The 14,020-nt window shown below is 68.2% G+C and carries 8 protein-coding genes; 6 read left to right on the forward strand and 2 right to left on the reverse strand.

What is annotated here, in order from left to right:
* Nucleotides 1-24: 24 nt before the first annotated feature.
* Nucleotides 25-3,120: an IniB N-terminal domain-containing protein gene (locus tag ACQP2U_RS40530; protein WP_433712443.1), complete on the reverse strand. Its 3,096-nt coding sequence runs from the start codon at nt 3,118-3,120 to the stop codon at nt 25-27.
* Between the two features lie 288 nt (nt 3,121-3,408).
* On the opposite strand from ACQP2U_RS40530, the gene ACQP2U_RS40535 reads away from it, so the two are divergent.
* From ACQP2U_RS40535 to ACQP2U_RS40560, 6 genes are all read left to right on the forward strand, one after another.
* On the forward strand, nt 3,409-5,217 hold the full coding sequence (locus tag ACQP2U_RS40535; RefSeq protein ID WP_433712444.1) for an Hsp70 family protein: 1,809 nt from the start codon (nt 3,409-3,411) through the stop codon (nt 5,215-5,217).
* Nucleotides 5,217-7,949 (forward strand): LuxR C-terminal-related transcriptional regulator, encoded by a 2,733-nt coding sequence (locus tag ACQP2U_RS40540; protein ID WP_433716756.1) that lies wholly within the window; start codon nt 5,217-5,219, stop codon nt 7,947-7,949. The genes ACQP2U_RS40535 and ACQP2U_RS40540 overlap by 1 nt, the downstream gene beginning before the upstream one ends.
* 44 nt (nt 7,950-7,993) lie before the next feature.
* The gene (locus tag ACQP2U_RS40545; protein ID WP_433712445.1) at nt 7,994-9,115 is read left to right on the forward strand and encodes a hypothetical protein; all 1,122 of its coding nucleotides are present in this window, start codon (nt 7,994-7,996) and stop codon (nt 9,113-9,115) included.
* 89 nt (nt 9,116-9,204) lie between these two features.
* Nucleotides 9,205-10,569, forward strand: a complete 1,365-nt coding sequence (locus ACQP2U_RS40550) for a S1 family peptidase (RefSeq protein ID WP_433712446.1) — start codon at nt 9,205-9,207, stop codon at nt 10,567-10,569.
* Between the two features lie 112 nt (nt 10,570-10,681).
* Nucleotides 10,682-11,995 (forward strand): S1 family peptidase, encoded by a 1,314-nt coding sequence (locus ACQP2U_RS40555; RefSeq protein ID WP_397030655.1) that lies wholly within the window; start codon nt 10,682-10,684, stop codon nt 11,993-11,995.
* A gap of 141 nt (nt 11,996-12,136) precedes the next feature.
* Nucleotides 12,137-13,021, forward strand: a complete 885-nt coding sequence (locus ACQP2U_RS40560; RefSeq protein ID WP_433712447.1) for an NRDE family protein — start codon at nt 12,137-12,139, stop codon at nt 13,019-13,021.
* Nucleotides 13,022-13,073: 52 nt separating this feature from the next.
* Here ACQP2U_RS40560 and ACQP2U_RS40565 read toward each other — a convergent pair whose 3' ends face one another.
* Nucleotides 13,074-13,829, reverse strand: a complete 756-nt coding sequence (locus tag ACQP2U_RS40565; protein WP_433712448.1) for a hypothetical protein — start codon at nt 13,827-13,829, stop codon at nt 13,074-13,076.
* Nucleotides 13,830-14,020 lie beyond the last annotated feature (191 nt).

The following is a 14,020-nucleotide window of genomic DNA, read 5'->3' on the forward strand; positions in this document are numbered from 1 at the left end:
GAACCTCTTTCGTACGAATCACTCTCAGTGCAGGAAGGCGTCGCCGCCGAGATCGCCGCCAGCATGTCCGGCCAGATCGGTACCGGCATGAGTATCGGTGAAGAGGCCGGAATCGCTGTGGCCGGTAACCGAGGTATCCAGATGCGAACCGGCCGAACTGTCGAGTCCGGAACCGAAGGCATTCGAAACATCCAGCGACGACCAGGTATTCGCAGTGGACCCGACGGTCGAGGAGGCGCCGCCGGTCAGTGTGGAACCGGCGTGGCCGCCCAGATCCGCGGCGCCGCTGGTCTGTGCCGCGGCACCGGAGTGCGCCGTGGAGTCGACACTCGATGAGAGACCGAGGCCCGCATCCGTCGTGTTGGAAAGCCCTGTCGCCAAACCTGATCCGGCGTGCGCACCACTATCGATGCCACCGCCGAGACTGGTTTCCAGACCGCTACCGGCATGCACGCCGCTGCTGATTCCGCTGGAAAGACCGGTCTCCAGCCCTGTCCCCACATGCGTACCCGCGTCGACTGCAATCTGCGCTCCGGTAGACACACTGCCACCGAGACCGGTAGCCGCACCGACTCCGCTGGACAGCCCCGTCTCCAGACCGGTAGCCGCATGGCCCCCGGCATCAGCCGCACCGCTCACTGACAGACCCGCACCGAGCTCAGAACCCGCGTGCGCACCAGCACCGACCGCGCCATTCACACCCGCACCGAGCTCCGAACCTGCATGCGCACCAGCACCAACCGCACCATTCAGACCCGACGACAGACCCGCACCGAGCTCCGAACCCGCGTGCGCACCAGTGCCGACCGCGCCATTCAGGCCAGCACCGAGCTCCGAACCAGCGTGCGCACCAGCACCAATCGCACCGTTCAGACCCGAGGACAGACCCGCACCGAGACCGGCACCAGCCTGTGCACCCGTGCCGACCGCACCACTCAGACCGGACGCCAGGCTGCCACCCAGATCAGCACCAGCCTGTGCACCAGCGCCGAGGCCCGTAGACAGACTCCCACCGGCTTGTGTCCCGGCGCCGACGGCACCCCCCAGACCTGTGGACAAACCGCCACCCAGATCAGCCGCGCCACCGATAGCGCTGGAGAACCCGGAGGTAGCGTGCGTCCCAGCGTCACCCAGCTCCGATCCGACCTGCGCACCGCCGTTGAGCGCACCACCCAGCGTGCTCGACAACCCGCCACCGAGGTCAGCACCCGCACCGAGCGCCGCACCGGTAGCCAAACTCGACTCGAGCCCCGACGTCACCTGAGCACCGGTACCGATCGCCGACGAAACCCCACTCGACACCCCACCACCGAGCCCAGCACCGGCGTCCAGCGCCCCACCTAGACCGGCCTCCAGCCCACCACCGAGCCCACTACCCGCATGCGCCCCCGCATCGAAAGCGCCCTCGATCCCGGAAGTCGCCTGCGCCCCAGCATCAACAGCACCGCTCAACCCTGTGGACAAACCACCCCCAACTCCCGCAGTCCCACCAATCCCATTGGACACCCCCACTTCCAGACCGCTCGTCGCCTGAGCACCTGCATCAACAGCACCGCCGAGCCCCGTGGACAAACCGCCACCCAGACCCGCGCCCGCCTGTGCACCAGCACCCGCCGCACCCTCCAGGCCAGTCGATAAAACGCCACCCAGATCAGCACCGGCACCAGCCGCACCTTCGAGACCCGTCGACAAATCGCCACCGAACTCAGAACCCAACTGCGCACCACCACCGAGCGCACCGCCGATTCCGGTGGACAAGCCGGACTCAAAACCACCGCCAGCATGCGCCCCAGCATCGACAGCACCGCCCAGACCTGTGGACAAACCGCCACCCAGATCAGCACCGGCCTGTGCACCAGCACCAGCCGCCCCCTCGAGCCCCGTCGACAGATTGCCACCGAACTCAGAACCCAGCTGCACACCACTATCGAACGCGCCACCAATGCCGGTGGACAGGCCGGATTCCAAACCGCCGCCAGCCTGTGTGCCGGCACCAACAGCGCCACCCAGGCCTGTGGTCAAGCTGCCGCCCAGATCGGCGCCCGTCTGCGCACCGGCATCAACAGCACCGCCGAGGCCAGTGGCCAGGCTGCCGCCAAGATTGGTGCCCAGCTCCGCGCCGCTGCCGACCGCGCCACTCACGCCTGTGGACAGATCGACACCCGCCTGGGTTCCGGCGTTCACCGCGCCGCCGAGACCCGTCGACAGATTGCCACCGAGTTCGGAACCCAGCTGCGCTCCGCCACCGAGTGCGCCGCCGAGGCCGGTGGCGAGGCCCGCTTCGAGGCCAGCGCCCAGCTCAGCGCCTGCTTGGGCACCGCCGCCAATGGCACCGCCGAGGCCAGCACCGAGGTCGGCTCCCAGTTGAGTGCCCGCTCCGATGACACCGCTCAGCCCGGCGCCGAGGTCGGCACCCCCGCCGAGAGTGCCACCGAGACCCGTCTCCAGGCCGGAAATCACCTGTGCACCGCCATTCAGGCCCACACCGAGAGCTCCCTCCAGACCCGTGCCGAGCTGCGCTCCGGCACCGAGCGCGCCCTCCAGACCAGCGCCCAGATCCGCACCAGCCTCCGCACCCGCGCCGAGCGCACCACCCAGCGCGCCACCGAGACCTGTCACGGCCTGCACACCGGCGCCGATGGCGCCGCCGAGACCGGCGGTCAGATCCGCGCCCGCGCCGACAATGCTGCCCAGACCGGCGCCGAGATCGGCTCCGGCCTGCAGCCCGGCTCCGAGCGCGCCGTTGAGCCCGGCACCCAGGTCGAGCCCGGTACCAACACCGAGGCCGAGGTCCGCGCCGAGGTCGATATCGGTGCCCAGGTCCACGCCCGCGTCGGCGGCCGCACCGAGTCCGACCGCGGCGGCGGTATTGGCTCCGGCGGCGGCACTCGCATCCGCGGCCCCGGCACCACCGGCCGCCACAATCGCGGACAGCTGCGAGCCGCCCGCGATCAGGGCCGATTCGGCGACCATGGGGGCGACAGCGGCGATATCCTCCGGCGTAACGGCGGGCAAACCGGCAGCTGCCAGCGCCTGGCCGGGGTTGGCGCAATAACCCACCGCCGCCTCGTGGTCACGGAGCAGGTTGAGAATGAACTCCAGAATCGCGTTGGGTGTCATCGAAATCATCTCCTGGATGAGCGGACCCTCGCGATCCGCAGTCGTTGGAATGCTTTTCACGCTAGGGACGCCCGGCGTTACTTCGAAACGGGGCGCACCCCTACTACGCACCGCACGTTCCGGTTAGGGGCACCCGAACAGTTAGGGGAATTCCCCCGCAACTTCCCCGACTAAGTAACGGCTGACCCCCAGCAACCGACAGAAGTGGTGCGGCTGGCAGGTCAACTCCGCCTTCCTGTCCACACAACAGCGATTACCGGGCCACACAGTTTCGAACGGGGTTCTCGAATGACAGAGCGTCTGGCGCTCGGCATCACTGTCGGAGCGTCGAATTCGGTCGCCGTGGCGACCCCGGGGGACGGCAGCGACTATGACCGGGGCCACTCCGGCGACACCGTCATTACCCATCCGAGTGTGCTGCGCCTCGCCCCACATGCGGCGCCCGCATTCGGGAGCGGTGCCCGAGCCACCGGCAGGCACTCGAGTGACGTAGTACTCGAAGGTTTCCTCGCCCGGGTCGGTGATCCGGTGGATATCCTCGCCGAGGACGGAACCGCCCACTCCGCAGCGGATCTCGTGGCCACCGCCGTCAGCTGTCTGATCGATGAGATCGGTGCCGCCGCCGCGCATTCCATGGTCGCCTGCCATCCGGCGTGGTGGTCGCGACATACCGTCGATGTGCAGCGGGCCGCGCTGGATCGCGCGGGCCTGCGCGAGGTGACCTTGGTTCCGGAGCCGACCGCGTCGGTGCGCTGGTTGGAGACCGCACACGGCCCGCTCGGCGAAGGCACAGTTGTCGTATACGACCTGGGCGCGTCCGGCCTCACCGTCTCGGTGGTGCGCACCGGCGCGCAGGCCGCCGTGCGCGGTGCGCCATTACGCACTACCGATGTCGCCGGCGCCGAATTCGATCTGTTGACCATGCGCTATGTCTTGGCTAATGCCTTACGTGGAAATGATTTCGATCCGTTCGATCCGGTGGTGGAACGGGAATTGTCGGCATTGCGCGATCGCTGCCGATATGCGAAAGAAGAGCTTTCCACAAATACCGCGACAGTTGTCCCGGTCCGTTTGAACCCGGCCGATCATGACGCCGAAAACATCCGACTCGTCCGCGACGAACTAGAGGACCTACTGCGCGGGCCTTTACTGACTTCGCTCGATCTCATCCGCGATGCGGTACATCGCGCCGGCCTCGATATCGGCGATATCGGCCGGGTGCTGCTCACCGGCGGCGGTGGTGCGATTCCGCTGGTGGCCGAGTTGATCTCCACCGAATTCGGACTCCCCGTGGTCGCGGCGCCGCAGCCGCGGCTCACCAGCGCGCTCGGCGCCGCCGAACTCGCCGCGGACCTGTTGACGGTCACCGTGGATCGCACCCCGATGGCGGCCATGGGCAGCAACGCGCGAACCGAGGAACTGCCCACCGTGCCCCGGCCGGTCGAAAAGCCCGCCACCAGCCCGGTGGTCGGTGGTGGCGCTTCACGCGATGACACTTCGCCCAAAAAGACGCTGCCCAGCGCGAGCGAACGACGCCGCAGGCTCAGCGGCCGCCAGCGCGCCGCCATCATCGCGGGCGCGGCCCTGGTGCTCGGCGCACTCGCGACGGGCACCGTCGCAATCGGCGCGCAGTCCGGCCCGACGCCACCGACGAACTCCGATCCGACAACAACACCGGGTGGATCCGTCGTCGCGGCAACCAATGGCGGCACTTCCACCGGCTCGGTGACGACCTCCGCAAAGGATTCGCCCGTCGGCAGTCCGAATCCGAAACCAGCTTCGGGACAACAGGGGTCCGCCGCAACGAGCACCGTCACTGGCACGGGTAGCCAACCTGCCGCAGTCGAGTCCACCGAAGGCCAGTCCACCCAGAGCCAACCGGCTCCCGCCCAACCGGCACCGGCCGCCGAGCCCTCGGCGCAAGCTCCGGCAACGCAAAACCAACCCGCGCCACAACCGCAGCCGGCGCCGCAGACGCAGACGCAGGTGCAGATCCCGCCCGTGCCGTCCCTGCCGACGAACACCTTGGGCGATGCGGTCGGCGACACCGTCGGCGGCGTCGTATCCGCACTTCCCAAGATCCCCGGAGGCAGATGATGGGTGATATCGCCTTCGACACGCTGCCCTGCGCACGCGAGATCTTCCGCGAATTGGACTCCGCGGACCGGGAACCGGTCGTCTATCTGATCAGGGGCCGCTCCGGCTCCGGCAAATCCACCCTCCTCTCGGTGATCCGGGCTCGCCTGCGCGCTCACGGCGTCCCGTTCCGAGACGATCCCGTAATGCCCGAACACCTTGCGGCGCAAGTGAATGGCGCGCATGCGGTGGCGGATGTCCCCCGCGCCGACGGACGGCGCCTCAACCACGACGATGTGCTCACCGGCAACGGCGCGGCCCACGCCACGGGCGACGGACACGCGACCCGAACCGCCGAAAGACCCAAGATCATCCAGCCCTCCGATAACGGATCACATCCGATCCAGCGCACCGACGGCGCGGGCCCACGCATGCCGCGTCCGGCTCTGATCATCGACAATGCCCACACTCTGAGCCAATCAGACCTCGCATTGCTCTGCGCGACAATCGAATCCGGCCGCTTCACGGTCATTGTCGCAACCCAGCCGCGCCCGCACGATCCGCAACTGCGCACACTCGCCGACACCGTCGCGCGCCGCGGACGGGTAGCCGATCTGCGCGCGCTCGGCGTCTCCGATATCGCACCGTTCGCCCGCGAATTGGGCATGGCGGTGCCACGCCCGGTCGCCCAGCACATCCATCGCCAGACCGGGGGCAGCCGCGGTGGCGTGGTCGCCGCGCTGACCGCCGCCTGCTCGGCCCGACTCGATGCCGGAATCCGCACCGTCGACGACGCCGTCGCCGCCTGGGCCCGCGCCCTGCTGGACGATCTCGAACCGGATCTGCTGGAGACCCTGGTCGTCGCCACCACCGGCACCGGCCTGGACTCCACCGAACTCACCGAGGTGCTCGGCGTGGACACCGCCGCAGCCCAAGACCTGATCGATCGGGCCAGGGCAAGCGCGCTGGTAACCGATGCCGATTTGCTGCTGGAACCCGCGGTCGCACCGCTGCGCACCCTGCTCGGGGACCGCCGATTCGTGGCCGTGCAGCGTCGCCTGCTCAATGCGCGCCTGGATGCGGGTCTGCTGCGCGACCACACCGCGCTACTGCTCGCCGAATCCGGCGTCCGCGACCATCGCCTCGCCGAATTCCTGTGTGCCGCAGCCGAAAAGGCGGGGCGGGTGGCCGTGCGCTATTACGCCGCCGCAGCAGCGGCCGGGGCGGATCCGGACGTCATCGCGCTGCGCTGGGCGGAGGCGGCCGCATGCACCGGTGACGGCGATACGGCCATGCGACTTGCCGAGCCGGTGCTGGCCCGTCCGGGTGTCACCAGCACGGAACTCGCTGCGGCCGTGCGGATCTGCGCGGCGGTGCTGACCCGCCGCGGTCTGGTCGGACGCGCCGCTCAGCTGTATTCCTGGCTCGGCGCACATCGGGTCGGCGCGGATTGGGCGGTCGGCGCGACCATTCAGTATCTCGCCGGTGATGTGGCCGCGGCCGCGCAGCTGTCCGAATCGGCGACGCAATGGCCGCCCACCGAAGCCAATGCGCACGCCCGGCTGATCGCGACCGCACTCGCGCGCACCATCGTCGAACACGAAACCAGCACCGCCGCAGCAGTATCCGCACTCATCCAGGCCGCGCAGGCCGATGCTGGCACCGATCGGTTCCTGCCGTGCACCGCGGTCTCCATCGCGACGCTGCTGTGCTTGAGCACCGGCGAACCCCGTCGCGCCGGTGAGGCGCTGCGCCGGGCCACCACCAGCGGCCTGCGCTGCCATCAGTTGCAGGTGCTCACCGCTTGGGCCGCGATGCTCGGCGGCGATGAACAGGCCGCCGCGACCACCGTCGCCGCGCTGCACATGGACTCCCTGGATATCCGCGACCGCCTGCTCGCGCACGGTGTCGCGGTCGGTCTGGCCCGCCGCGGCGGTGACCACGCCGCACTCACCCGCGCCTGGCAGGCGGCCTATCCGCTCTTCGACGATGTCGACGCCGACCTGCTCACCCTCTTGCCGATCGGCGAACTGTGGCTGGCGGGCATCCGATTGCGCGATGAGCGCCGCATCGCGCCGCTGGTCGATGCCTGCCTGGCACTGCTGCGGCGACTCGACCAGCCACCCGCCTGGGCCAATGCCTTCCACTGGTACGGCGTACAGGCCGCGATCGCACACGAGAGTCCGGAGGAACTGATTCCGCACGCCCGGCTGCTCAAGGCCGCGGCCGAATCCGGTGACCGGCATGCCGCGATCCTCGCCGACGCCGGCCGCACCTGGGTGCTGGTGCTGCGCGGTCAGGTCGCCGCGGCTCCGGTGCAGGCAGCGGTGGCCGGACTCAGTGAGATCGGACTGACCTGGGATGCCGCCCGGCTCGCGAGCGAGGCCGCGCTGAGCGCCGCCGATTCCGCGACCGCGACCGCCCTGCTGAAACTGGCCAGAACCGTGCGTGCCGACTCCCGTCCGCAGGAACCCGTGGTCCGTCCGAGCGCACCAGCCGCGGCCTCGGGCGACGGACCGGCCGCGGCCCCGGAACCGGTCGCCGACGCGGCGATTCTCAGCGAACGTGAACGCGAGGTCGCCGAACTCGTCCTGCTCGGTCTGACGTATCGGGAAATCGGCGCTCGCCTGTACATTTCCGCCAAGACGGTGGAGCATCATGTCGCCCGTATCCGACGCCGGATCGGTGCTCGTTCCCGTTCAGAGTTATTGTCGATGCTCCGCGCCATGGGACACGGCTCGCTGCTGGTGTGATCGGGGCGCGGCCCGATCCGTGACGCCGAAGCGAGGTATTGAGGATGGCCACTGGGGTGGGCCTGCGCATCGCCGAGGACAACTGCACAGCGGCCATCGTCACCGATAACGACGAACCGACGTTCGTCGTCCGCGAGTCGATCCTGCACATGGCCGATGACGGCGACACTGTGCTCGGCGGACCGGCCCCGGCCGGTCATACGCATTCGATCACCGGTTTCGCGTCCGCGGTCGGCGATCCGGCCGGTATCTCGGTCGACGACGGCGAGGCCTATCGGGCCGAGGATCTGGTCGCGACCGCACTGTTCTGCCTGATCAATCTGACCGCTGAACATCTCAACGGCGCCGCCGAGTTCTACGCGACCTACCCCGCGGGCTGGCCCTCGGAGTACGTGCTCTCGCTCCGCGACGCACTGGACTACCTGGGCCTGAAGTCGGTATTGCTGGTCAGCGAGGGCGACCTCCCCGGCAGCGCTACCGTCGCACCGGAATTGGCCTACGCCTACGACGCCGCGCGCGCGGCGCTGGCCGCGGTGCTGGCGACCCCGGCGGGCGTGACCCCGCCGGATCCGAGCAATGCCGAGAACTCGACCGTGGTCACCGACGTCATCCCGGCGGTGCCGACGCCCGAGGCGCAGCCGCAGGCCTATTCGGCGGCGATGCCGGTCGCGGCACCGCTGGTCGCGGCGACCGCGGTCGAGGCGACCACGGAGCCGCCCCCGCCCGCGAAGCCCAAGAAAGATCGCGGCACACCACTGCTGATCGCGGTCGCGGTCGGCGTCGGCCTGATACTCGGCGGCATCGGCATCGCCGTGCTGTTCCGTGATCCCGGCTCCACCCCGGTGCCGCCGGTGCGCGACGCCAAATCCGATCTGGTCTCGACGAGCCCGACCCCGCAGCCGCCGGTGAACCTACCGACCGTGCCGGAAACCACGCCGCCGGCGACCACCGAACCGCCGGTCGTCATCACCAGCAGCGAACCGGAGACCACCGAGCCGCCGACCACGACACCATCGACCACCCCGACCATGACGACACCGCCGACCACCACCCGGTCCAGCCGGACCACCACCACCCGCCCCGGCTTCCCCATGTTCACGCCTCCGACGTGGACGCAGTTGCCGTGGCAGCAGCCTTTTCCGTTCGAGATGGCACCTCCTCGCTGATTTCGTAGGGACCTACCCGGGTTTGTGCCTTAAAGTGATCGGCTGACCGGTGTAGAAGCTGGCACACCCCGTGCCGACGAAGGGACTTCATGCGCAAGTTGGTGGCGCGCAGCGCCGCGGTCAAGGCAGCCTCGATCGGATTGGCCGCGACCGTTTTCATCGCACCCCTGCTCGTCACCACCGCCGCTTCGGCCGAACCGACAGCACCCGGGCAGCTTTCCGCCGAGAACCTGCCGCCCGAACTCGCCGAGGCCATTTCCCGCGATCTGAAGATGACGCCCGCGGAGTACCTGGAACGCTCCGCCAAGGCCCAAGAGCTCAGCGAATACGCGGAATCGTTCCGCAGCGAGCGCCCCGATACCTACGCGGGCGCCTGGCTCGGCACCGACGGCAAGCCGGTCGTCGCGGTCACCTCGGTCGATGCCGCCAAGATCGCCGCGGCCGACGGATACCAGACGCATCTGGCCCCGATCTCGGCGAACAGCCTGGAGACCTCGCTGATGCAGCTGAATCAGTGGATCAACACGCTGCCCCAGGGCATCTCCCAGTCGATCAACTCCGTCGCGGTCGACTTCCTCAACAGCCAGTTGGTGCTGTCGGTCGCCAATACCCCGGTCGGCCACGCGCTGAACCTGCCGACCCTGATCGCCAACGTCAAGGTCATCCTCTCGCCCAATAGCGGCGGTCCGATCGAGCGCCGTCCGATGGGCGGCGACACCTACATCACCGCGCCGACCTCGCTGAAGGACACCTCGCTGCGCGGCGTCGATGTTTGCTCGTTCGGCTTCAACAGTGTGGACGCGGCGGGGAACGCGCTCAACATCAGCGCGGGCCACTGCGACCCGAACCTGGAAAAGGACGACCAGCACGCGGCGGTCTACCTGCCCAATATCAAGGACATTCCGAACAGCATCGAGCTCGGCAACTTCGTCAAGGCGCGCCTCGGCGGCCCGACCGCACTCGACTACTCCGTCATCAAGCTCAACGAGCGCTCGGTCAACGCGGGCATGGACCAGCCTTCGGTGCGCGGCTCCAACGGCACCACGCTGACCATCACCGGTACCGCCGAGCCGGTCACCGGCGCGCCGGTCTGCAAGTCGGGCCAGTCCTCCACCTTCACCTGCGGGTTCGTGGTGGCCGATCGGGTCGAAACCCAGCTGTACACCGCCGAAGGTGTGAGCAAGACCGTGCGCGGCTTCGCCAGCTCGGCCTGCACGCTGGGCGGCGACAGTGGCGGTGCGATCGTCTCGGGCACGCTGGCCCTCGGCATCACCAGCGGTTCCAATGCGGCCGAAGCGCCCGACTGCAATGAGGCCAATATCGCCCTCGCGCAGTACGGCGGCACCGCGACGCTCGGCATTCCGATCCGGTCGATCCTGGCCGATATCGACGCATCGGCCGGCGGCGGCGTCGGCTCCGGTATCGCGCTGCGGACCCGTCCGAACGCCGGGTGAGAGGCCTTGTCGGACACCGTCTTTCCGACAAACCGGCGGCCGGTCGCTTAGTGGGCCGAACAACATCGCAACATAAGTAGGCATAACCGGCCGGACACTTTAAGGTATGGGCATGCTCCTGCCACGTATAGGTCAGTTCCGATCAGCTGCGCGACAGACCCGGGTCCGAAAATCAGTTATCGCCGCCTCGGCGGCGATTCTGCTGTTCGGCCCAACGGCGGCAGTAGCGAACGCACAACCGGACCAGCCGGCCCTGCCCGCCGACCTGATTGCCGCGGTCGCGCGCGATCTGAAGATCTCCCCCGAGGAGTACCTGCACCGCGCCGATCTGGCCCAGCAGCTCGCGGCCTTCGCCACCACGGCGCAGCGTCAGTTCCCGCAGGTCTTCGCGGGTTCGTGGCTCGATGACGGCGGCAAAGCCGTGGTTGCCCTTGCGCAGGGCCCTGGTGCCGATGAGGCCCGCCAGGCGGCCACGTCGGCCGGATTCGAGGTCCGCAATGTCGCCAAGAGCGAGGCTGCGCTGCGTGGGGAGAAGAGCGCCTTCGAGCGCTGGCTCGAGGGGCAGCCCGAGGCGGTCTCCGCCCTGGTGCGCGGTGTGGTGGTCGATCCCGTCAACAACAGCATCGCGGTGCGGGTCGAGCAGGCCGGTCTGCCGATGCCGAACTTCGTCGATCCATCGCGGGTCATCGTGACCGCGCCGCCGGTCGCTGGTGAGCAGTTGCAGACCACCCCGGTCGCGGGTGCGATGCAGACCGGTCCGCTGGCCGGTGGCGACGGCTTCGCCTCGATCGCGGGAAAGACGTCGCTGCGCTGCTCGCTGGGCTTCAACGGCACCGACCGGAACGGCAATGCCGTGAATATCACTGCGGGCCACTGCAATCCGGACATCGCGTCGGCGGGTTCGGGGAACGCGGCGGGCGTCTACGAGCTGGCCGGCGATCGGCCGGGGGCGCAGGTCGGCACGTTCCAGAAGTCGGTGCTCGGCTCCCAGGACTACTCGATCATCCGGATCAACGATCAGGCCAGGGACCGGTTCACCAACAACTTCGTGCGCCAGCCCGGCCAGCCGGTCGCGGTCGAGGGCGTTGCCGTTCCGGTGGTCGGCGCGCCGGTCTGCAAGTCCGGTGCGCGCACCGGCTTCAGCTGCGGCATCGTGAACGCGGTGGACCAGACCGTGCAGGTCGGCGACCGGGAGCTCACCCAGGCCTTCTCCGCGAACATCTGCGCACTGCCCGGTGACAGTGGCGGTGCGATCGTCACCGGCCGGTTGGCGCTCGGCATCTCCAGCGCGTCGTCGGTGGCCGACTTCCCGATCTGCGAGATCCCGAATCTGATCGGTGCCCTCACCGGCAATGCGCCGCAGCTGTTCGCGCAGCCGGTCAGTGTGGTTCTTTCGGACAATCCGGGGCTGAAGGTCAACAACTAGCCAGACCCCTGGAAAAGGCCGACAGCGGCGACGCTGTCGGCCTTTTTGTCGTCCCTGGACCCCGGGGCCACTGAACTTGCGTTGCCCGAGCACGCGTAAATGCCCTGTGGGGCCCGGCGACATTCCGGCATCCTGGAATGCATGTGTTTGGTGTTGATCGGTTGGCGAGTGCATCCGGAGTATCGGTTGATCGTCGCGGCCAATCGCGACGAGTTCTACTCCCGCCCGACCGAGTCGATGCGATGGTGGCCCGAGGTGCCCGGGCTGCTTGCCGGACGTGATCTCGGGGCGCTGCGCAAGGTCGCGGGCGATCCGCCGGGCACCTGGCTCGGGTTGACGCGGGAAGACAACGGCCGCAATCGATTCGCCACCGTAACCAATGTGCGCGATCCGAAAGACGAACGCGGCGACGCCCGTTCCCGCGGGGCGCTACTGATGGATTTCCTGCGCGACACCAGGCAGAACCGTGAACTGGCTGGTCCGGAAAAGTATGTGCTCGACGTCGCCGCCGCCCCCGACGACTACAACGGCTACAACGTGCTGGTCTCGGACCTGGAATCGCTGTGGTGGCATTCCAACCGCAGCGCGCTGCCGCCCCAGGAACTGACGCCGGGCTTTCACGGCGTATCCAACGGCAGGTTCATCACCTCGGCCGCCCCGGGACCGGCGGCGGCATTCGAAGCGCCCCAACCCATTTGGCCCAAGGTACGCGGCGGTCTCACCGACCTGCGTGCGGTCATCGAGTCGGATCCCGGCGATGTGGCGCGCTACTTCGAGGTGCTGGCCGATCGCACCGAGGCGCCCGATGAACTGTTGCCGCACACCGGAGTTCCGCTGCGGCGCGAGCGCACGCTCTCGGCCCGATTCATCGCCAACGCACTGCACGGCACCAGAGCGAGCACGGTCCTGCTGGTGCGCGAGGACGGTTCGTTCGAGATGGCCGAGCGTTCCTTCGGGCGGTTCGGACGGCACAGGGGCGAGGAAACCTTCAGCGGTAGTTTGGATCTGCGCGAACACCAGGCCTGAAACACAAACGGCCCGCTCCTGGTGGGAGCGGGCCGGTCGAGTTCGATCGAGATCAGTTCGGCTGCTCAGCCGGCACGGGCTGCTGTGCCGACGCGGGCTGCTGAGCCGGCACCGACTTCTCGGCGAACTTGGTGGTGCCGGGCGCCGCCTGCAGGGTGTTGACCAGGTCGATGCCAGCGAGGGTCAGGATCGGACCACCGACGGCGAGCGTGCCGAGGATGCCACCGATTCCCGCGCCCGCGATCGCGGCCGGAATGCAGCCGACACCGAGCAGTGGCAGGCCGAGGATGCAGCCGATGACACCACCGGCAACGACACCGATGGCGGTGCCGACGAATCCGCCGACCGCCGTGGCAATGCCGAACTGAGTGGAGAACTCGTTCATTGCCCGCTGGTCTTCATCCGGCGAGGCGATCGGCTTGGCGATAGCGTTGACCGTATTCGCCTTTTGCTCGACCTTGACGCTCTGGTCAGGGGTCAGTTCGAGGACCTTGCCGTCGTCCTTCACAACCGGCTTGACGTCGACCGGGGTCTGGTCGACATTGACGTCGAGCGGCACCGAGACGACGGTGTTGCCGAGCTCGTCCTTGACCGTGTAGAGGTCCGGTTCCTGCAATTCCTCGTCGGACTTCGTCAGCTCGAAGGTTCCCCCCTTGAGCGAGGCGACGACCGTCTTGTCCACGAGCTTGACGGAGTAGCTGATCGGTTGAGCGGCCGCGGGAGCGGGCTCGGCGTGAGCAACTCCGAATCCGATGGTCATCGCGCCGATTACCATCGTGGCAGCCGCGGTAGTGCTGCGGAGATTCATTCAGTTTCCAATCCATCATCAGGTTGTCCGCGCGCCGCTTCCGTACACGCGAGAGCGCTCATCAACCCGAGGTGGTCGGACCCCGGATTCTCCCCGAGCAGTGTGAAAGACAGGCGCAGCAAACAGAACGTGGTGAGCGTAATCGAACCGACATGAAGATGCGAGATCGGTTTTTCACATTGTGATCTCCG

It is taken from the genome of Nocardia sp. CA-084685, from assembly GCF_050955785.1.
Classification (GTDB): domain Bacteria; phylum Actinomycetota; class Actinomycetes; order Mycobacteriales; family Mycobacteriaceae; genus Nocardia.

What these genes read in the sequence shown, in the direction of transcription:
- ACQP2U_RS40530 (WP_433712443.1), bottom strand. Translation starts at nt 3,120, where the DNA reads ATGACACCCAACGCGATTCTGGAGTTCATTCTCAACCTGCTCCGTGAC.
- ACQP2U_RS40535 (WP_433712444.1), top strand. Translation starts at nt 3,409, where the DNA reads ATGACAGAGCGTCTGGCGCTCGGCATCACTGTCGGAGCGTCGAATTCG.
- ACQP2U_RS40540 (WP_433716756.1), top strand. Translation starts at nt 5,217, where the DNA reads ATGGGTGATATCGCCTTCGACACGCTGCCCTGCGCACGCGAGATCTTC.
- ACQP2U_RS40545 (WP_433712445.1), top strand. Translation starts at nt 7,994, where the DNA reads ATGGCCACTGGGGTGGGCCTGCGCATCGCCGAGGACAACTGCACAGCG.
- ACQP2U_RS40550 (WP_433712446.1), top strand. Translation starts at nt 9,205, where the DNA reads ATGCGCAAGTTGGTGGCGCGCAGCGCCGCGGTCAAGGCAGCCTCGATC.
- ACQP2U_RS40555 (WP_397030655.1), top strand. Translation starts at nt 10,682, where the DNA reads ATGCTCCTGCCACGTATAGGTCAGTTCCGATCAGCTGCGCGACAGACC.
- ACQP2U_RS40560 (WP_433712447.1), top strand. Translation starts at nt 12,137, where the DNA reads ATGTGTTTGGTGTTGATCGGTTGGCGAGTGCATCCGGAGTATCGGTTG.
- ACQP2U_RS40565 (WP_433712448.1), bottom strand. Translation starts at nt 13,829, where the DNA reads ATGAATCTCCGCAGCACTACCGCGGCTGCCACGATGGTAATCGGCGCG.